The organism is Caulobacter sp. GW821-FHT09H08, assembly GCF_059415885.1.
This window is the reverse complement of record NZ_JBWKOC010000002.1, coordinates 400,272-419,845: the sequence shown is the minus strand read 5'-3', so window position 1 is coordinate 419,845 and position 19,574 is coordinate 400,272. Positions and strand designations below refer to the sequence as shown.

The 19,574-nt window shown below is 66.9% G+C and carries 14 protein-coding genes; 4 read left to right on the top strand and 10 right to left on the bottom strand.

Annotated elements, in window-relative coordinates:
• Window positions 1-14 precede the first annotated feature (14 nt).
• On the bottom strand, window positions 15-980 hold the full coding sequence (locus tag AC07NN_RS07195) for a FecR family protein (protein ID WP_494638985.1): 966 nt from the start codon (window positions 978-980) through the stop codon (window positions 15-17).
• Entirely contained in the window at window positions 961-1,584 is a 624-nt protein-coding gene (locus AC07NN_RS07190; protein ID WP_494638983.1) for an RNA polymerase sigma factor, read from the bottom strand. Before AC07NN_RS07190 ends, AC07NN_RS07195 begins: the two co-directional genes overlap by 20 nt.
• A gap of 297 nt (window positions 1,585-1,881) precedes the next feature.
• Here AC07NN_RS07190 and AC07NN_RS07185 point away from each other — a divergent pair, with 297 nt between their 5' ends.
• Window positions 1,882-3,387, top strand: coding sequence for an MFS transporter (locus AC07NN_RS07185; protein ID WP_494638981.1), 1,506 nt, complete (start codon window positions 1,882-1,884; stop codon window positions 3,385-3,387).
• Here the strand turns inward: AC07NN_RS07185 and AC07NN_RS07180 are convergent.
• Both AC07NN_RS07180 and AC07NN_RS07175 read right to left on the bottom strand, forming a co-directional pair.
• On the bottom strand, window positions 3,384-3,962 hold the full coding sequence (locus AC07NN_RS07180) for a cytochrome b (protein ID WP_494638979.1): 579 nt from the start codon (window positions 3,960-3,962) through the stop codon (window positions 3,384-3,386). The two genes, AC07NN_RS07185 and AC07NN_RS07180, sit on opposite strands and share 4 nt — an antisense overlap.
• 16 nt (window positions 3,963-3,978) lie before the next feature.
• Window positions 3,979-5,274: an MFS transporter gene (locus tag AC07NN_RS07175; protein WP_494638977.1), complete on the bottom strand. Its 1,296-nt coding sequence runs from the start codon at window positions 5,272-5,274 to the stop codon at window positions 3,979-3,981.
• Window positions 5,275-5,613: 339 nt separating this feature from the next.
• Between AC07NN_RS07175 and AC07NN_RS07170 the strand changes: the two genes are divergently transcribed.
• Complete coding sequence (locus AC07NN_RS07170; RefSeq protein WP_494638975.1) at window positions 5,614-8,463, top strand: TonB-dependent receptor domain-containing protein; 2,850 nt, start codon at window positions 5,614-5,616, stop codon at window positions 8,461-8,463.
• A gap of 69 nt (window positions 8,464-8,532) precedes the next feature.
• A complete protein-coding gene (locus tag AC07NN_RS07165) occupies window positions 8,533-10,194 on the top strand; it encodes a carboxylesterase/lipase family protein (protein ID WP_494638973.1) in 1,662 nt (553 codons plus the stop codon).
• A 66-nt stretch (window positions 10,195-10,260) separates the two neighbouring features.
• Here AC07NN_RS07165 and AC07NN_RS07160 read toward each other — a convergent pair whose 3' ends face one another.
• The 5 genes from AC07NN_RS07160 to AC07NN_RS07140 all read right to left on the bottom strand — a co-directional run bounded on the left by AC07NN_RS07160 (window position 10,261) and on the right by AC07NN_RS07140 (window position 16,999).
• Complete coding sequence (locus tag AC07NN_RS07160; protein WP_494638971.1) at window positions 10,261-11,544, bottom strand: MFS transporter; 1,284 nt, start codon at window positions 11,542-11,544, stop codon at window positions 10,261-10,263.
• Complete coding sequence (locus tag AC07NN_RS07155) at window positions 11,541-12,398, bottom strand: class III extradiol dioxygenase family protein (RefSeq protein WP_494638969.1); 858 nt, start codon at window positions 12,396-12,398, stop codon at window positions 11,541-11,543. Before AC07NN_RS07155 ends, AC07NN_RS07160 begins: the two co-directional genes overlap by 4 nt.
• The gene (locus AC07NN_RS07150; protein ID WP_494638967.1) at window positions 12,398-12,664 is read right to left on the bottom strand and encodes a hypothetical protein; all 267 of its coding nucleotides are present in this window, start codon (window positions 12,662-12,664) and stop codon (window positions 12,398-12,400) included. The genes AC07NN_RS07155 and AC07NN_RS07150 overlap by 1 nt, the downstream gene beginning before the upstream one ends.
• Window positions 12,665-12,705: 41 nt before the next feature.
• Window positions 12,706-14,073 carry a hypothetical protein gene (locus AC07NN_RS07145; RefSeq protein WP_494638965.1) on the bottom strand — a complete coding sequence of 456 codons (1,368 nt, stop codon included), beginning with the start codon at window positions 14,071-14,073 and terminating at the stop codon, window positions 12,706-12,708.
• Between the two features lie 70 nt (window positions 14,074-14,143).
• Window positions 14,144-16,999, bottom strand: coding sequence for a TonB-dependent receptor domain-containing protein (locus AC07NN_RS07140; RefSeq protein WP_494638963.1), 2,856 nt, complete (start codon window positions 16,997-16,999; stop codon window positions 14,144-14,146).
• Between the two features lie 259 nt (window positions 17,000-17,258).
• On the opposite strand from AC07NN_RS07140, the gene AC07NN_RS07135 reads away from it, so the two are divergent.
• Window positions 17,259-18,485 (top strand): LysR family transcriptional regulator, encoded by a 1,227-nt coding sequence (locus tag AC07NN_RS07135; RefSeq protein ID WP_494638961.1) that lies wholly within the window; start codon window positions 17,259-17,261, stop codon window positions 18,483-18,485.
• A 23-nt stretch (window positions 18,486-18,508) separates the two neighbouring features.
• On the opposite strand, the gene AC07NN_RS07130 is transcribed toward AC07NN_RS07135, so the two are convergent.
• On the bottom strand, window positions 18,509-19,525 hold the full coding sequence (locus AC07NN_RS07130; RefSeq protein WP_494638959.1) for a beta-propeller fold lactonase family protein: 1,017 nt from the start codon (window positions 19,523-19,525) through the stop codon (window positions 18,509-18,511).
• Window positions 19,526-19,574: the final 49 nt, after the last annotated feature.

Genomic DNA, 19,574 nt, shown 5'->3' with positions numbered 1-19,574 from the left:
GAATTCAATCACGTCTAGCGGGTGATATGGACCGCGCCGTCGGCGGTGAAGGCCCGCCCACCCAGCGACAGCGCTACGGCTTGCGCGAAACCCGTCGGATCGCTCGAAGCGTAGAGGCCCGAAAGCGGCGCGGCGGCCAAGCCAGGATCGTCGACGACGATGCGGGTCGACGAATAGCGCGCGAACTCCGCCGCCGCCTGTTCCAGGGTCTCGCCATTGAAGGCCAGCATGCCATCCTGCCAGCTGAGGCGACGAGTGACCTCGTCGGCGTCCAGCGCGACGGGCGACGCCACGGCAGTTATCCGAGCATCCTCGGACGGCGCGACCGCCGTCGTATTCGCCGCGACGAGCACGGGCGCGGGCGCGCCATCGCACCTCATCTCAACCCGCCCGGCCTGGACGAGCACCTGGACCGGTCCCTGCTTGTCATGGCGAACCACAAAGCTCGTCCCGCCGCCGGTCAGCTTCACGTCGCCGGCGCGCACCGTGAACGGACGCTCCTGGTCCGTTGCGATGTTGAACAGCGCTTCGCCCGACATCAGAACCGCGTCGCGAGCTCTCGGCGAGAACCGGACCTTGACGAGGGAGTCGGTGTTCAGGGTGACGCTAGAACCGTCGGGCAGCGGTACGCGCCGGACCTCGCCCTTGGCGGAGCGCAGCACCAGCGGCGCGCTCCAAGAACGCGCGCCCCAGATCACCACGCCGCCGAATGCCGCAGCCAGCCCGCCCGCCAGCAATTGCCGACGCGGCAGGGCGGCCCGACGCAAGGCATAGGCCGCGTCGAGCGTCGAATGATGAGCCTGATCCGCGCGGGCCATCACCGCATGGGCGCGCGCGAAGGCGCCGCGCCGGCGAACGTCGCCCTCGAGCCATGCCTCGAGGTCCGAGCGCTCGGCGTCGGTCAGGGGACCACGATCAAGCCGCGCCACCCAGCCGGCGGCCGTCCGATCGATATCCTTGCTAGTCTCTCGTCTGGTCACGCGCGAACCGGGATCGAAGGGTCTCGATCATAGATGCGCCAGATCCGGGTTTCCCGCCACGGCCGTAGAAATTTATCAGCAGGCTCACCGCTTTCGCGATCTGCTTCTCGACGGCCTTCTCGGTCATTCCCAATCGCGCGGCGATCTCCTTCTGGGAGAGGCCCTCGATCTTGCGCATCCGAAAGGCTTCCCGGCGCTTGCTCGGGAACGCCGCCAGGGCCTGGTTCAGCAGACGCAGCTCCTGGCGTCCCGCCACCTCGCGCTCGGGCGACAGCTCGTCGGCCAGACCGAAGACCTCCAGGTTCTCGACCGTGGCGATCGAGACCACCTTGGCGCGCCGGGCCTGCTGGAGGATCAGCGACTGGGCGGTCTGGAAGAAATAGGCCTTGGGCTGGTCGATATGGCCCACCGACTTGAGGGCCGAGATCCTGGCGTAGCTTTCCTGGATCAGGTCATCAACGTCGGCGGGCAGCTGGCGACGCTTGAGCAGCCAGTGCCGGAGTGCCGGTTCGTGCGGCAGAATATGGCGCGAGAGCCAGATCGCCCGTTCGGGGTCGAAAAAGGCGCTGGTCTCGGACGTCTGTTGCGACGCGGGCCGCTGCACGGACGCTTTCCTCCTCGGCAAGGGTGGCCCGGCTGGTAGCGCGAGTCCCCCGATCATGCTTGGCATGATGACCGGACACACCGCGCGCGCGGACATTCAAACCGTGAGGCGCGCCATTCATTGTCTGGTGGGACGACGCCCGTCGACCACCGCGTCGGGTTTCCGCTCGCCGCCTTATCGGATAGTGCGTGAACATCCGCCGCGTCCCGGGTGCGCCAGGATGCGGCCGCCTTCAGTTCGTGTGCGTGCCTTGCCTTTCAGCCTTCTCTTCTCGTCGCGCTCCCTCGGATCCCGCCCATGGTGAGGCTGCGCCGGCGCGGCCTGGCGTCGATCAATTCCGAGATCCGTGACGGCATCGTCCCGGCCGCCGACGGCGTCACGGTCGCTCCCGCGCTCCCCGGAGAGGATCATCCACGCAAGGCGCGTTCCTACCGCGTCGTGGCCCTGATCATCGCCTGCGCGCTCTTTATGGAGCAGATGGACGCCACCGTGCTGGCGACCGCCCTGCCCACCATGGCGCGTGACTTCGGCGTGCCGGCCACCAATCTCAGCTCGGCCCTGACGGCCTATCTGCTGGCCCTGGCGATCTTCATCCCGGCCAGCGGGCGACTAGCCGACCGCTTCGGCTCCAAGACGATCTTTCGCTTGGCCATCCTGATCTTCATGGGCGGCTCGCTGATGTGCGGCCAGGCCCACAACCTGCCATTCCTGATCCTCGCCCGCTTCCTGCAAGGCATGGGCGGGGCGATGATGATCCCCATCGGGCGGCTGGTGCTGCTGAGATCGGTGGCCAAGCAGGACATGGTCTCGGCCACGTCCTGGCTGATCATGCCCGCGCTGATCGGACCAATCCTCGGCCCACCGATCGGCGGCTTCATCGTCACCTATCTCGACTGGCGCTGGATCTTCTACCTGAACATCCCGATCGGCCTCCTGGGCGTGGTTCTGGTCAGCCTGTTCATCGACGAGGTGCGCGGCGAGAAACCAGCCGGCGCGGACTGGCTGGGCTTCCTGCTGTCTGGGGTTTCCCTGGGCTGTCTGCTGTTCGGCTTCGAGATGACCAGCCGCAGCGGCGAGCTGCAGCAGGCCCTCGGGCTGATCGCCGTCGGCTTCGCGGCGGGCGCGGCCTATATCCGCCATGCGCGACGTCGCGTGGCCCCGATCCTGGACCTTTCGCTGATGACGGTCCCTTCGTTCCGGCTGTCGGTGATTGGCGGCTCGCTGACCCGCATCACCCAGGGCGCACAGCCGTTCCTGCTGCCGCTGATGCTGCAGCTAGGCTTCGGGATGAGCGCGGCGGTCAGCGGTACGATCACCATCGCCGGGGCCATGGGGTCGCTGACCATGAAGGGGCTGGCGCCGCGCATCCTGAGGCGCTTCGGCTTCCGCGATAGCATGGTCGTGGCCGGTCTGGCCGCCAGCGCCGGCTACGCCCTCTGCGGCCTCTTCCGACCCAGCTGGCCGACGCCACTGATCTTCGCGACCTTGATGGCCAGCGGCTTCTGCATGTCGTTCCAGTTCACCGCCTACAACACCATCGCCTATGACGAGATCCCGCCCGAGCGGATGAGCGCGGCGACCAGCTTCTATGCGACCTTCCAGCAGCTGATGCTGTCGATGGGCGTCTGCGTTGGAGCTGGAGCACTGCACGTCGGCATGGTGCTAGGCGACCGTGCGACCCCGCGCCTGTCGGATTTCACCGTGGCGTTCCTGGTGGTGACGGCGATCTCGGCCTCGGCGACGATCTGGAACCGTCGCTTCGAGCCCGATGCGGGCGCCGAACTGAGCGGCGCCCGTCGCTAGGCGTCCTCGGAGACGACGCCGCTCGGCTTACCGCGCCAAAGGGACATGCGGCCCAGCACCCCGTCGCGATCGACGAACCGGTGCTTCAGCGCCGCGCCGATGTGCAGCACCAGCAGACCGGCCATCAGGAAACCCAGGGTCCGGTGGAAGACCATGACCGAGCCGGCGTACTCCTTGCTCTGCAACACCGGCAGGAATGGCGCGGCGAAACCTAGCACATTGATCGTGTGGTGCTTGGGCGCCGCCGAGCTGACCCACCATCCCAGGAAGGGGATCAGGATCATCAGGAAGTAGAAGGCGGCGTGGACGATCGAGGCCGCCGTGCGCTCCCAGGACTTGCCCTCGCGCATCGGCGGGGGCGACTGGAACAGCCTCCAGGCTAGCCGGAGCAGGCTGAGCAGCAGAACGCCGAACCCGATCGACTTGTGCAGGTCCAGCACCGTCCTGTGCAGCGGCCCTTGCGAGTTGGCCGAGACCACCGCGAGCGCCAGGTTGCTCAGGATCAGAATGGCGATCAGCCAGTGCAGCAGCACGGCGGTCCGGGTGTAACGCTCTGCAGCGACAGCTTCCGACATGACGCCCTCCCCCGCCTTAGGTCGTCGCCGGCGTGACGTCGGCCACCTTCGGCGCCCACTTGGCGCGGAGCAGAATCCAGGTCGCCAACGCCCCGACGATCAGGAACACGAAGATCACGAACATCGGCAGATCGTAGCTGCCGCTCACCTGCAGCAGCCAGCCCGAGAGGCTGGCGGCGACGCCGCCGGCCAGGCTGGTGGCGACCTGCTGCACGCCGGTCACCAGGCCGACGGCCGGCGCCGGGATCAGCGTCAGGCGGCACAGGGCCAGGTTGTTGGCGGTGGCCAGACCCAGGCACGACAGCGAGAACACGTTCCAGAACAGCGCCATGTCCAGCGACTTGGCCGTCACGCCCAGCAGGACGGTGCAGGCGCCGATGAAGCCGGCGATCACGAAGCTCTTGCGCACGATCACGGCGTCGCCGCCGCGCGCGATGATCTTGTCGGCGACCCAGCCGGCGATCAGCGCCACGATGGCGATGCCGGCGAAGCTGAAGAAGGTGTAGAGACCCGACTGCTTGAGCGACAGGCCGCGCTCCTCGACCAGATAGGCCGGCATCCAGGTCATGCAGTAGAAGGTGAAGTAGCCGTAGCAGAAGTTCACGATCATGGCGCCCCAGACCAGCGGGCTGCTGATGATCGAGGCGAACGAGACCGACGCGGCCTTGGCCTTCTGGACGCGAGCCTGGTCGCCGCTGGGGCGGTCGTTCTTGACCGCCAGCATCCACGGTATCAGCCACACCAGGCCTACGGCGCCGGTGACGATGAACATCATCCGCCAGTCGTAGTTGACGATCAGCCACGCGGCGAGCGGCGCGCCCAGGGCCGGGCCGAACTTGTTGCCCATGGCGAAGACACCCACGGCCGTGCCGCTCTGGCCTTCCTTGAAGTTGTTGCGGATCCAGCGATAGCTGGCCGGCATCACCACCGCCTCGGCCGCGCCGACGATGAAGCGCATGAGCAGCAGCGCCATCAGGGTGCTGGTCAGGCCCGTCAGCGCCGTCGCCAGGCACCACAGCACGAAGCAGATCGTGTAGGGCGTCTTGACGCCATAGCGATCGACCAGCCAGCCCATCGGGATCTGGATCAGGCCGTACGACCAGAAGAACGCCGAATTGATCAAGCCCCGATCGACGTGGGACATCTGGAAGTGCTTGACGAAACTCTTCTCGGCCATGGCGGAGGAGATGCTGGTCCGGTCGACGAAGGCGATCAGCACGCCCAAGGCCAGCAGCAACAGCACCGACCAGCGCTTCCAGGCCGCCGGCGTGCCGGCTGAGGTCGCATCCGCTCGCTCGAGGGTCGGCGCCATCTATGTTCTCCCCGTGGTCGAGGTTATCGCCTCGCCGTGACTTGTGTCCTTGCGAAGGAGCGCGACCGGAAGTGCAACGGTCAATGCGCGGCGGGCGAAACCAAGCACGGCGGGCGCATATTCTATCGCGCGGCCGCTTGGTCGACCGCGACACTCCGCGGACAGAACCTATCTCCGGCTTCAAGGATTTGATGCCGCTGGACGACGCCCCGGCCCTAGCCTTCCCGACAATCTCCAAGTCGCGATCGCGCGGCGGGACCAGAGCGCACAAGCGCCGAACACTTCATCCGCGGGTGGCGTCCACAGACGCGACATTGAGGCCGCACCGGGGAGGAATCCATGAAACGCCAGAACTCCGTTCCGGCTCTGCTCGGGGGCGTGAGCCTCCTGGTGCTGAGTCAATCGGCCTTCGCCCAGACCGCGTCCAATCAAGCCGCGCCCGCCCAGGCGGACGCTTCGCAGGTCGTCGACGCCGTCGTCGTGACCGGCTCACGCGTCAGCAACGGCAACAACAGTCCCACGCCCGTGACCGCCGTCACGACCGAGGCCCTGACCACCCTGCGCCCCACCAGCCTGACCGAGTCGGTGCAGGTGATGCCGGTCTTCTCCGGCTCGCGCAGCCAGGTCAGCAACGCCTCGGCGACCGGCGGCGTCGGCGGCGGCAACGGCGTCGCCGCGCAGTTGAACCTGCGCAACATCGGCGCCACCCGCAACCTGGTGCTAATGGACGGCCGCCGCGTGCCGCCGACCTCGATCAGCAACATCGTCGACGCCGACGTCATTCCGCAGCTGCTGGTCCAGCGCGTCGACGTCGTCACCGGCGGCGTCTCGGCGGTCTATGGCTCCGACGCCGTCACCGGCGTCATCAACTTCATCACCGACACCAAGTTCGAAGGCTTCAAGGCCCAGGGTCAGATCGGCATTTCCGGGCATGACGACGGCCTGCAGAAGGAAGTCGGCTTCGCGGTCGGCAAGAGCCTTCTCGAAGGTCGCGGACACTTCGAGGCCAGCTACGAGTATCGCGGCGACGAAGGCATCTCGCGCCGATCGGATCGTTCGTACTTCGCCCGCCCCGTCATCGTCGGCAACGGCACGACCATCCCCTACCAGCTGATCGAGAACGCGACTCTGTCGGCCCAGCCGTTCGGCGGCCGGATCACCTGCACCGGAACCTGCGCTATCAACGGCCAGTACTTCGCCGCCGACGGCGTGCTCAGCCCCTTCGTCAACGGCACGACCTATGCCGGCACGACCACCCAGAGCGGCGGGGCCGGCGGCTATTTCGACCACTCGCTGAAGGCGTCCCAGCGGATGCACCAGCTGTACGGCCGCTTCGATTACGACGTCAGCGACAACACCCACTTCTTCGCCAGCCTCGGCGCGACCTTCAAGCGCAACAAGTTCTACGGCGACGACGTCAATCTCTCGAACATCGTCCTGAGCAAGACCAACCCGTTCCTGTCGGCCGCCTACGCCGCCCAGATCCCGAACGCGACCTTCACGCTCAGCAAGATCTTCAACCAGCCGGAACGGTTCGGCGCGATCCCCGAGACGCGCCAGTTCATCTTCGCCTCGGGCCTCAACGGCAAGCTGGGCGGCTACGACTGGAACATCGCCTACACGCGCGGCCAGACAAGGCTGTCGACGCTGCTGCTCAACAACGTCAACAACCAGAAGCTCTCGGCCGCGCTGGACGTTGTGGCCGGCGCCAACGGCGCGCCGATCTGCTACGCGGCGACCCAGGCCAGCACCGCCACCGCGTATGCGAACTGCGCGCCACTGAACCTGTTCGGCCCGACCTCGGCCAGCGCCGCGGCGATCGACTACATCCTCGACGACACCCTCTATGTCGGCCACACGAACCAGGACGACCTGACCGCCGACATCTCCGGCTCGCCGTTCGACACCTGGGCGGGTCCGGTCAAGGTTGCGCTGTCGGGCGAGTGGCGTCGCCAGACCTTCAAGTCGACCAGCGCCGCGCGTCCCGACCAATTCGCCGACTGCACGAACCTCCGCTACAACTGCGTGGCGACGGGCGCGCGCACCTTCCTCTATCGCAACACCTTCCCGGCCAGCCCCAGCGTCGATCAGAACGTCTGGGAAGTGGCAGCGGAAACCAACGTGCCGCTGGTGAAGGACGTCCCGCTGATCCAGGCCTTCGAGGTCAACGCCGCCGCGCGCTACACCAAGTACAACACCGTCGGCAGCTACTGGACCTGGAAGCTGGGCGGCGACTGGCACGTCAATGACCAGTTGCGCATCCGTGGCACGCTCTCGCGCGACATCCGTGCGCCGACGCTCAACGACCTCTTCGCGCCGACATCGGTCGTGATCGTCACCAACGCCGACCTGAAGACCGGCGCCAGCAACCCCCTGCCCTCGGTCAACCTGGCCAACCCGAACCTGACGGCGGAGATCGGCAAGACCCAGACGGTCGGGCTCGTCTACAAGCCCGCTTTCGCACCGGGCCTCAGCCTCGCGATCGACTACTACAAGATCGAGATCCAGGACGCGATCACGACGGTCCAGGGCTTCCAGCCCGCCATCCAGAACGGCTGCAACCTCACCGGCGTGGCCACCTATTGCGACCTGATCAAGCGGGACGCGGCCGGCGTGGTCACCGACTGGCTGGTCAAGCCGATCAACCTGGCCGTGGTCGACTCCAGCGGCGTCGACGTCGAGGCCAACTACAGCGGTTCGCTGTTAGGCCATCGCCTGACCCTGCGGGGCCTGGCCGCGTACCAGCCGCACATCCGCTACCAGCAGCCGGCCGTGCCGACCATCGACCAGGGCGGTGTCGCCTTCGGCTCGACCGGCATCACCGCCGCGCCATCCTGGCGCCTCACGGGCATGGTCAGCTACGCGGTCACCGACGCCCTGCGCATCGACCTGATGCAGCGCTGGCGCAACGAACTGAAGGTGTCGGGCGATCCAACCGTCACCTTCGCGCCCGGCCAGGACACCATCAAGGCGTTCGGCCAGACCTCGCTGAACATCGCCTACCGTCTGCCCGGCGAGTCCCTGGGTTCGGGCGAGTTGTTCCTCAACGTCCAAAACCTGTTCGACGCCGAGCCGCCCGCGGCCAATGCGACGGGCAGTTCGACCGCCCCGGGCGGTTTCGCCGGCTTCGCGATCAGCGACGATCCGATCGGCCGGTACATCACCGTCGGCTTCCGCATGAAGCTCTGACGGTCACGGGCCCGGAGCGCCTTCCCGCTCCGGGCCCACCTGTTTCCGCTCCAACCCGACGATCGCTCCATGCCCCCCTCTCTTCGCACCACCCTCGCCGCCGGCCTGGCGACGACCCTGGCGCTTGCCGCCGCCTCCACCGACGCGGCGATCAACGGCCCGGTCAAGATCGAGTCCGGCCTCCTCCAGGGTGCCCCCGGCCGCGACCCGACGATCACCGCCTTCAAGGGCGTGCCCTATGCGGCCCCGCCGATCGGCGACCGACGCTGGCGGCCGCCGGCCCGTCCTCAGCCTTGGACAGGCGTACGCAAGGCCGATCGCTTCGGCGACATCTGCCCCCAATCCAATCCCGGCGCCGAGCCGATGTCCGAGGACTGCCTCGTCGCCAACATCTGGACCGGCGCGAGCAGCGCCAGCGAGCGCCGCCCGGTCTTGGTCTGGGTGCACGGCGGCGGCTTCGGCGCGGAGTCCGGTTCCCAACCCAAGCTGGACGGCGAGGAACTGGCCCGCAAAGGCGTGGTCCTGGTCACCTTCAACTATCGCCTGGGCGCGCTGGGCTTCCTGGCGACACCCGAGCTCAACAAGGAGTCCGGTCACGACGCCTCGGGCAATTATGGGCTGATGGACGACATCGCCCTGCTGCAGTGGGTGAAGCGCAACATCGCCGCGTTTGGCGGCGATCCCGACAAGGTCACCCTCTTCGGACACTCGGCCGGCGGCGGCACGGTGAACTTCCTGTCGATCTCGCCGATGGCCAAGGGCCTGTACAGCCAAGCCCTGGCCGAGAGCCAGGTGCGCTGGCCCAGCGACCTGGAGCTTCGCTACCTGTCCTCGTCCTGGCGCGAAAAGGCCAAGGCCGAGAAGGACGGCGCGACCTATGTCGAAACGCTCGGCGCAAAGTCGCTGACCGAACTGCGCGCCCTGCCCTGGCAAGCGCTGGTCAAAGCCACGCCCAGCACCGAGGACGAAGTCTATACCGGCGGTACGGGACGGCCGCCCTTCTTCCGTCCCGTGATCGACGGCCACGTCCTGCCTTACACCTTCAGCCAGGCCTTCGCCCGCAAGGCCCAGAACCCGGTCGTCTATGTCGCCGGCAACAATCGCGACGAAGGCGGCGCGGCGCCCGAGGGCGTCTGGCCCAGGCTGCGTGCGCCCGGCGCGCCCAAGCCCGAGATCACGCGCGGCTCGCCGCGCCAGATCGCCACCCTGGCCGACTACCAGGCGGCGGCCCATCGCAAGTTCGGGCCGATGGCCGAGGAGTTCCTGAAGCTCTATCCGGCCCGCGACGACGACGAGGCCGCGCGCCAGAACAACGAGGCCATCCACGACAACAGCCAGATCTCGACCTATCTCTGGGCGCGCCAGTGGAGCCGGGATACGGGCAAGCCGGTCTACACCTACTGGTGGGCTCACGCGACACCGGGCCCTGACCACGACACCCGGGGCGCCTATCATGGCTCGGAGATCTTCTACGTCTTCAACAGCCTGAAGAACGTCGATCTGCCGTGGACCGACGAGGATCGGCGGATCGCCGACAGGATGTCATCCTACTGGGCCAACTACGCCAAGACCGGCGCCCCGAACGGTCCCGGCCTGCCGACCTGGCCGCGTTTCGACGCCAAGTCACCGAGCGTCATGGCCCTGGGCGACCAGTTCGGCCCCACGCCCATCGCCAGCGGCGCGAAATATGCGTTCTGGACCCGCTTCTTCGCCACCAACACACCCTGGTAGCGTCCGAGCCGATTATCGTGCGGCGGCCAGCTGAGTGACCGCCGCACGAAAAGCCCAAGGCGTCGATCAGTCCTCGTCGCCCGAGACCTTGGGCGACCATTTCGGGCGAAGCAGGACGACCGAGGACGTCGCCCCCAGCACCAGGAACACCACGATCACCAGCATCGGCAGCTGATAGCCGCCGCTCGTGTGGAGCAGCCAGCCGGAGATGCTCGCCGCCGCGCCGCCGGACAGCCCCGCCGCCACGTGCTGGACGCCGACGATCATTCCGATCGCCGGCCGCGGGATGAGCGTGACCTTGGTCAGCGCGAGGTTGTTGGCGCTGGCCAGGCCCAGGCACGACAGCGAGAAGATGTTCCAGAACAGGGCCGCGCCAAGGCCATGGGCATAGGCGCCGAAGAGCACCGTGGTGGCGCCGATGAAGCCCGCGACGATGAACACCTTGCGCGTCACCACCGGATCCCCGCCCCGCTCGATCAGACGGTCGGCCGCCCAACCCGCGACGACGGCGACGATCGCGATGCCCGCGAAGCTGAAGAAGGTGTAGAGCCCCGAATTGGTCAGCGACAGGCCACGCTGCTCGACCAGGTAGGACGGCATCCACGTCATGCAGAAGAAGACGAAGTAGCTGTAGCAGAAGTTGACGATGATGGCGCCCCAGACCACCGGCGAGGTGATGATGCGCCGAAAGGGGACGGATTGGGCCCGTCGCCCAGCCTCCGCGCGCTGCTCCTTGCGCGGGAAGTCGTTCTGGACGCGTGTCAGCCAGGGAATGAGCCACAGCAGGCCGCACGCGCCGGTGATCACGAACATCAGCCGCCAGTCAGAAGCGGTGATCAGCCACGCTCCCAGGGGCGCGCCGATGGCCGTGCCCACCTTGTTGCCGAACGAGAAGACGCCTAGCGCCGCACCGGTATGGCGCTCGGGCATGTTGTGACGGATCCAGCGATAGCTCGCCGGCATCACGATCCCCTCGGCCGCGCCGACGAGAGCCCGCATGATGACGATACCGGCCAGGGCCGACATCGCGCCGGTCGCCGCCGTGGCGACGCACCACAGGGCAAGGCAGATGGCATAGGGAACCTTCGCGCCGTAGCGGTCGACGACCCAGCCCAGTGGTAATTGGGCTAGCGCATAGGACCAGAAGAACGCCGCGCCGACCCAGCCCCGGGCGACAGACGTCATCCCGAAGTGCTGGACGAACGCCTTGTTGGCGAGGGCGGCGGAAATGCTGGACCGGTCGGCGTAGGCGATGAGCACGCCGACAGAGAGCAGCAGCATGATGCCCCAGGGCGCAGAGCCCGCCGCGGCTTTGTCGTGGGCGGCTTTCAACGGGAGCACGTCGCTCATGAGCGTTGCTCCTCGCGCGTATCGATCAGCATCATCGCCCCGCCGGTGTGCGAGATCGGCGCATGGTAGATGCTGGTCACGACTTCCCCGCCCGCGGCCGCACCGCGCATGGCGAGCCAAGTCATCAGCTCGAGACCCTGAGCCCCGGCGAGGTCGACGATCTCGTCGTTGGTGAAGCGTGTCAGCGCCTCGGGCTCGTACTCGATCTTCAGGAGGGTGAACTGGTCGAAATCCTGGTTGATCTTGCCGCTGATCCCGAGCTCGTGGCTCAGCCCGCCGCTGCCGACCAGGAGCACCTTGCGATCCCCCGGGAAGGAGCGGATGGCGCGGCCGATCGCCTGCCCCAGCTTGTAGCAGCGCGCCGGCGTCGGCAGGGGCGGCAGGACGCCATTGAGCATGATCGGGATCGTCGCGACCGGGATCTCGCCGTGCCCTGCCCCATCGGCCGGAAACAGCAGGTCCAAGGCGGTGATCCCAGCATGATCGAAGATCATCTCCTGGCAGGTGGAGACATCGAACTCGTCGGCGACGAGCGACTGGACGATATGCCAGGCCAGCTCGGCGTCGCCGCGGAACGTCCTGGGCTCGGGCGGCCCCCAGCCCTCGTCGGCGTTGCGATAGTCGTGCGCCACCCCGATCGCGAAGGTTGGCATATTGTCGAGGAAGAAGTTGAGGCCATGATCGTTGTAGAAGACGATCACGACGTCGGGCTTCACCTCGTCCAGCCAGTCATGGACCTTGTCGAAGCTGGCGAAGAAGGGCGCGAACGGGACTTCGGCCTGCTTGTTGGCCGCGATCGCGCGACCGATCATCGGCACGTGGCTCGTGCCCAATCCCCCAACGACAGCCGCCATCACGCAACTCCTTCGGGCTTGGGGACCCGATCGAGCTTGGCCATGAAGTACATATTTCCGCCGGCCGCGAACAACAGCTTCTTGTTGCGCGACCGGACCGCCGCCAGCTCCTCTTCGTTGAGGCCGAACCGCGCGCAATAGCCGTCCGGATCGGCGACAAAGGCGGCGCGGTTCTCCGCCTTGTTGAGCGTGAAGCACATGCGGTTCAGCGCATACCCCTTCAACGCGGCTTGTGGATGGAACTTGCCCGGTTGGACATCTGCCATGGTGAATTCGATTCCTGTGGATTGCGCCCGGAGATGGGCGGTTACTCGCCAGCCGCCTTGGGCGCGGCGGAGGCGTTGACCATCTTCAGAGCGCCGTTGACGAAGCCGCTCGCCGCGCACCCGCGCTTCACCATGCTGGCGGTCACCGGATAGCTGTTGGACGGGTAGTCCTCGTCGGGAACGACGTAGTGGACGGGCCCGTATCCCAGCGACACCAGCATGGTGCTCGCCGGCTTGGGAGCGCCCTGCTTAACCTTCGTCCAGAGCGAGGGCATGACGTTCGCGTCGCTGTGGACGATCGCGAAGTCGTTGAGCTGGATCGTGCCGAACCGCAACGGAACGGGCGCGATGTCGGTGTCGGTGAACACGCACCGGGGCAGCTTCGAGTCCGGGGCGTCCGAGCACGAACCGGGATTGTTCAGCGGGAAGGTGGACTTGCCGGGACATTCCAGGACCTGGAGCGCGCCCGAGATCGCCAGCTGATCGGTGGTCTTGATCCTCAGCGCGGTCGCGATGACCTCCTCGCCCAGGACGGTCGCCACCGCGCCCTTGACCGTGTTTGGCTCGGGCGGAACGATGCCTGGTCCCTTGCGCCCCGGGTTCATCGCGATCCCCATCGGCGCGCCGACCGTGTACATCGCCACGACCTTGTCGCCATAGCGCTGCTCGACGTAGCGTTCGACCATGCCGACCATGTCGGCGCTGACCTTCGACCGCTTCCCGCCGCCGCCGAGACCCGGCACGCCAGGCCCGGGGCCGTTGCTGACCATCAGGGCGATGGGCTCGCCCCTCAGGGTCTCGACCTTGAACACGCCGATCGAGGCGTCCGAGGTCTGGGCCCGGCCGCTGATCGACGCCCCTTCCGCGCCGGCGCCGTCGTCATTGCTGCGGCCGGCCAGCTTGAAGGCGCCGTTGGCGTAGCCGGCCTTGGCCGGTTGGCGGTTGGCGATCGCCTGCTTCACCGAGTCGACGATGGCGGCCGTGGTGATGCGGGTGATCTTCTCCGACCCCGGCAGGATGATGCCGACCGGGTTGTTGTCCATCCGCACCGTGTCGTGCGTATGGGTCACGGCCAGCATGATGTTCTCCGGCGACGTGCCGGCCGCCTTGCCGATGCGCGCCATCGTGTCGTCGAAGATATCTGGCGCGAACATCGGGAGGTCGGCGACGACCAGAACGGCGCGCTTGCCGCCGGAGTCCAACACCACCGTCCTGACGTAGAGCCGGCTTTCTATGGATTCGAACGGCTTGGGCAGGTCTTCAACAGCGGGGGTGATGTCGATGCGCGCCGCGCCGGCCATGAGCCCTTCGGCGGCCGGGACGGGAGCCGGCGCCGACTGCGCCGGAGCGATGGCCGGCGCCATGACGGCCGCCGCGACGGCAAGCGGCGCGAGCAGGACCGTCGACAACAATGCCAATCTTAGGATTTTGCGATTCATAGTCCCGAACTCTCCAAGACTTTAATTTCCATCGTGATGATCAGAACTTGAGACGAACGCCGGCCGTATAGTATCGGCCGACAAGATCGTCAGACTGAAGATAGGCGCCGAACCGCCCGGCATCAGCCGAGGAGTTGATCGCGATCGGCGGCTTCTTGTCGAAGACGTTCTGGATGTTGAGGAAGATCTCCGGTCGAATGCTCTCGAGCTTCGGCGCGTAGCTGAAATTCAGATTGGCCGTCCAGAAGGACGCAATCTTCGGCTCGGCATAGACCAGCGTCGTGTCGGTGCTCCAACGCATCGCGCTACGCCACCGCGCCGAGGCGGCGACCTTGAACTGGTCGCTCAGCGCATAGCTCGCGAAGCTGGTCACGCGCCACTTCGGGGTCGATCCCAGGCCGCCCGCCGGCGCATAGGCATAGCCGGCCACATCGACGACGCCGATGCTCGGCGTGTCCTGGCGCAGGACGGGCTGATAGGTCGTCAGGACACGCAGCGACAGCGGCCGGTCGAACAGTTGGGTCCCGTAGCCCGCCTCGACATCCACGCCCTTGGTATAGATCTCGGCGGCGTTGACCGAGCGGCTGTAGAAGTAGGTCGCGTTGTTCGCCGTGCTGGTATCGCTATAGCCGTTCGGTCGAACGATCAGGTCGCAGAGCGAAGACGTCCCGGCGCTGGCGATACACAACTTCTGCACGGTGACATTCGCGCCGTTGAGCGCGGTGATCGCGTCCTTGATCTTGATGGCGTAGAGGTCGATGGACAGGCTGGCGCCGGTGAGCCATTCCGGCCGGTAAACGACTCCCGCTGTGATCGTGTTGCCGATCTCCGGCTTGAGATCGGGATTGCCCCCGCCCTGGTTAGGCGCATTGACCAGTGTCGCGCCCGTCAATTGGTCGATCACCGTGGTGCGGCTGACGGTGCCAGGGCCATAGAGGTTGTTGAGATTGGGGGCCCTGAAGTCGCGCGAGCGGGTGGCGCGCACGGTCAGCTGGTCATTGATCTTCCACGTCCCGCCGACCTTCCACGTCCACGCCCCGCCGAAGGAGTCATAGTCGGCGTAACGGCCCGCGAGGTTCACGCTGAGATCCCGCGCCAGCGCCGCGTCCTTGAGCAGCGGCACCTCGACCTCGAGCGCCGCCTCCTTGACCGTCTGGTGCACCAGCGGCGTGACGCCGAAGGTGACCTGGTGAAGATTGGTCGTGCCCTGCGTGCAGTTGTAGAGGATGCCTGAACAGTTGGCCTTGTCCTCTGGCGGGATTTCGCTGGTCGCCGACAGGCCCACGCGCCGCCATTCGCCCGATAGCGCGACGTTGACCGGCCCCGCCCAGGTATCGAACAGCGGTCCGGTGATCGACCCGGCGAGATCGGCGATGCTGCCCTTGGCCCTGCCGACCGTGGTGTCGGTCAGGTAGGAGATCGACTGCGCCGAGGCCGCGGTCGGCCCGAACGGGTTGAACGGCGCGCAAGCCGCGTCGTCATTGGTGGTGATCGTGTCGGCATTGATCCGGCAGACAATGTTCCCGCCGACCGACACCGCGTCGAGCGCGGCGGCCAGATGCTGCAGGTTGATGTTCCGGACCGTGGTCCACTTCTGGGTCGATACGCCATGCGCGCCGCCCAGCTCCCAGATGAAATCGCCCGCCTTGCCCTGGAGACCACCGTTCACATAGTAGCTGCCCAGGTCGAAGATCTTCGTGTGCGGCCCCAGCTGGGGTCCCAACTGCTTGCTGAGCGTGAAGGTCGTCGTATCCGTCCCGTACCGATTGGCGGCAGGCAGGAACGGGTTCTGCGCGCGCAGAACGACATTGTTCATGCTCAGCGTGGTGTCGTTGTACGCGTTGCGGTTCTTCGCGCCGAACCCTTCCAGATAGAAATGGACATCTTCGGTCAGGTCGAAGTCGAACCGGGCGAAGGCGCGCCGCGCACGCAAAGCGCCCTTCAGCGAGCTGTCGTTGTTGTAGGCGCCATCGCCGCCAACCTGGAATCCTGACGTGCCCGTGGCAGCCCCGGCCTGGAAGGCGGACAGGACGCCGTCGGCCGCGAAGGTCTGCCCGGCCAGAGGACCCGATCGGATCAGCCCGCCTCGGGTCAATGAGGCGTTGCGGACGTTGGAGTACAGCTTGAACGGATTGGCCGCCGAACCGGGCGCCGCGGTGGACCCGGCGACGCTGCCCTCGATCTGCCAGAGCTGACCCAAATCCCGGCTGAACATGTCGAGGATGCCGGGGTCGTTGTTGTATTCGAAGCTCGCCTCGACATGGCCGCGACCGCCGAACAGCTCCGTCCCGGCCGCTATGCCCAGATCGGTCGTCCGATCGTCACCGCGATCCGAAACGCCCTGTTGGGCCTTGATCGACACGCCGTTGAACTTGGAGTCGGTGACGAAATTGACGACGCCCGAGATGGCGTCCGAGCCATAGACGGCAGAAACCCCGCCCGTCGCGACATCGACCCGCTGTAGCAGCATCTGCGGGAACATGTCGATCGTCACCAGGCCTGTGTCGGTGCTCGGCTGGAGCCGCTTGCCGTCGAAGAGGGTCAGCGTGCGATAGAGACCCAGGCTCCGGATATTGGGAGCATTGGCCGCGCCGTTGGGTCCGCCGTTGCCACCGCCCGTGCCGCTGTTCTGCCCCATGGAGTTCTGGAACACGGGCAGCTGTTGCAGGGCCGCCGCGACCGAGGTCGGCGCCGACGCCAGCAGTTGCTCGGTGCTCATCACGGTCAAGGGCGTGGGGCTGTTGTTGCCGTTTGTCGGAATGCGTGACCCGGTGACGATCACCTCGGCCACGGTATCGCCCGTAGTCGGTGTCTCCTGAGCGAGCACAGGCGTCGCCAGGGCGAAAGCACTGGCGCCCAGCAGAAGGCCCCTCGAAAGCGGATAGCTCTTAGGCACGTTTACTCCCCGTTTTTGCTTGTTCGTTGCGTGCACTCTTCCGCGGCGACTCTCGGGGAGTCATATTTGTTTTTATCGTCACTATATAACTTTCGCGCACATTCTGCTGTAGCGCTTCGCTCCGCTCGAAGCGTCTCACCGCGTCCCGCAATCCGGGCCGGATCAGGCGGGCTCGACTTGCTGGCGTATGCGCCTCAATGGTATTCTCAGCGCCAATCTCGGCCCCAGACACGGGCGACCGTTGGACCGATGACGGACGATGCAGACGCGGGAAGTGCACGACCGATGCGCCTCGATCAGCTTTAGGCAGCTGAAGCTGTTCGCGGCCGTGGATCATCACGGCGGCGTACAGCGCGCGGCCCGCGCGTGCGGCATGTCGCAACCCGCCGCGACCCAAGCGCTCTCGCTGCTCCAAGACAAGATCGCCGTGGCCTTGCTGGAGCGAGGGAGCGGCGGCCTGACGCTGACGCCGCTTGGCAGGACGTTCCATGCGCGTGTCGAGCGCATCTGCGCTGAGTTGGACGCGACGATTTCAGACTTGGGTCCGGTCGATCGCGAGGCCGTGGTGCATTGCCTGACCCCGGCCCAGACACGGACACTGTCCTGCGTCCTCGAAGCCGGCTCGCTCGAGTTGGCGGCGCGCGCGACGGGCCTGACGCGCGAAGGTCTTCGTCGGTCGGCCAGCGTCCTGGAGAAGGCGACCGGGCCGCTCCTGACGCGCTCGCCGGATGGCACACGCCTGACCCCCGACGCCGAGCGTTTCGCCCGGCGCATCCGCGCCTTGCGGGATGAAGTGGCGCTCGGGGTGCGCGAAATGCACGCCCAGCAGGCCAACGCCGAGAAGGCCGTGGTCGTCGGCGCGGCGCAGGCGTTCGGCAACCGGTTCCTGGCCCGCGTCCTGGCCGACCTTGCGATGCGCCACCCGGGCGCACGGATCACCGTGCTGCGCGAAGGCCCCGCCGAATTGGTGGAGCGCCTGCGCGTGGGCGAGGTCGACCTGGTGGTCGGCGACATCGAGGAAACCGGTCACGACCTCATCAAGGAACGGCTGGTTCGAACGCCCTATTTCATCTTCGGACGGCCAGGGCATCCCCTGAGCCGACCGGAACCGGCCACGCTCGACGAATTGATCGCCTACGACTGGGTCGGGGGCACGCCAGGCTCGGCGCGAGAAGCCTCGCGCGAGATGCTGTTCGACGGCATGGATCCTCCTCCCGTCGCCTTCGCCGCGTCCGAGGGGGCCATCGTCGGTCACTTCGTTGCGGGCAGCGACAGGCTCGCCTTGATGACCGAACACGAGAGCCGCTGTGGCGGCCTGGCGCTGGCCAAGTTACCGTTTGCCCCGATCGAAGCGGGCTTGGGCATCGATGTCGTGCATCGCGCAGACCGCCCGCGTTCGCACCTGCACGAGGAGCTCGTCGAGTTGCTCCGCGCCCATCTGATGGTTTCCGCCGCCGAGGGCGTCGGCGCTCGGCGTGTCGCCTAGCGCGAAAACGCTCACCGCTAGGTTCAGCGCTTCGGCGCGCAGGCCAGGCCGTCGGGAGACTTGCCGGTGGCGATGTACGCCTCGACCCGCAGTTCCGGCAGTCCGACGACAGCCACCCGGTTCTCGGCCGGCAAGGCGACGAAGGCGCGTCGGCCGTCGGGCGCGATCGTGATCCCCTCGGGCCGGGTCGCGCCCAGCGCCAGGGTCCGCACCGTCCGGGTCTCCGTGTCGATCGCCGCCAGTTGCTCGCTGGCCACCAGGGCCAAGGAACCGTCCGGCGTCAGTTTCAGCCGGTTGCCGGATTTCCAGGGCAGCTCGATCTGACTGACAACCGCCTTGGTCGCGACGTCAATCACCGACACCACGCCACGCTTGGCGGCCATCGCCCAGATCGTCTGGCCGTCGGGCGAGATGTCGATTCCCTGCGCGCCCTCCCCGACCGGAACATGGGTGACCTTCCAGTCCTGGCGCGGCGCGCCCGCGAACGTCACTTCGACCGGCTCGACAATACTGACCGTGCCCGAATTGGCGTTGGCCGTGGCGATCGTTGCGCCCCGGCCGAGCACAAGCATGTGCGTGCGGTCCTGGCCCAGGCCGAGAGACCACCCGATGCGGCCTGTCGCGAGATCATAGCGGCCGATGGCCTTGCTCGACTCCGCGGTGAACCAGAGCGCGTCGCCGCGCGCGGCTAGGCCATGGGCGCTGCGCAGGGGCCAAAGATCGACCGCCGCCAAGGCTTCGCCCTTGGCCAGCGCGATCACCGACAAGCCATGCAGTTCGCCGCTCGGCCCGCCATAGTTGCTGACGAAAGCCCGCGAGCCGTCGCCCGCGACCGCGATCTCGTGAGGATCGATGCCGGCCGGCGCCCGCCACAGGGCCTTGCCACTGGCCACGTCGATCGCGGCGACCGCACTGTCGCCCTTCTCGACCACCAAGAGGATCGGGCACGACGCGCCGGGCTGGGCCGAGGCGGCGCCCGCCAGAGCCAGAACCCCGGCCATCGCCAGCCAGGCCGTCTTGCGAAGGGTTCGGCCGCTCATTGAGATCCTCGTCGTTCTGAAAGCCAGGTGGGTCATTTTCGGGAGCCAA

Bases quoted from the DNA above. Each gene is read 5' to 3' on its own strand.
- AC07NN_RS07150 (WP_494638967.1), bottom strand. From the start codon at position 12,664: ATGGCAGATGTCCAACCGGGCAAGTTCCATCCACAAGCCGCGTTGAAG.
- AC07NN_RS07180 (WP_494638979.1), bottom strand. From the start codon at position 3,962: ATGTCGGAAGCTGTCGCTGCAGAGCGTTACACCCGGACCGCCGTGCTG.
- AC07NN_RS07130 (WP_494638959.1), bottom strand. From the start codon at position 19,525: ATGAGCGGCCGAACCCTTCGCAAGACGGCCTGGCTGGCGATGGCCGGG.
- AC07NN_RS07155 (WP_494638969.1), bottom strand. From the start codon at position 12,398: ATGGCGGCTGTCGTTGGGGGATTGGGCACGAGCCACGTGCCGATGATC.
- AC07NN_RS07165 (WP_494638973.1), top strand. From the start codon at position 8,533: ATGCCCCCCTCTCTTCGCACCACCCTCGCCGCCGGCCTGGCGACGACC.
- AC07NN_RS07185 (WP_494638981.1), top strand. From the start codon at position 1,882: ATGGTGAGGCTGCGCCGGCGCGGCCTGGCGTCGATCAATTCCGAGATC.
- AC07NN_RS07160 (WP_494638971.1), bottom strand. From the start codon at position 11,544: ATGAGCGACGTGCTCCCGTTGAAAGCCGCCCACGACAAAGCCGCGGCG.
- AC07NN_RS07175 (WP_494638977.1), bottom strand. From the start codon at position 5,274: ATGGCGCCGACCCTCGAGCGAGCGGATGCGACCTCAGCCGGCACGCCG.
- AC07NN_RS07170 (WP_494638975.1), top strand. From the start codon at position 5,614: ATGAAACGCCAGAACTCCGTTCCGGCTCTGCTCGGGGGCGTGAGCCTC.
- AC07NN_RS07135 (WP_494638961.1), top strand. From the start codon at position 17,259: ATGCAGACGCGGGAAGTGCACGACCGATGCGCCTCGATCAGCTTTAGG.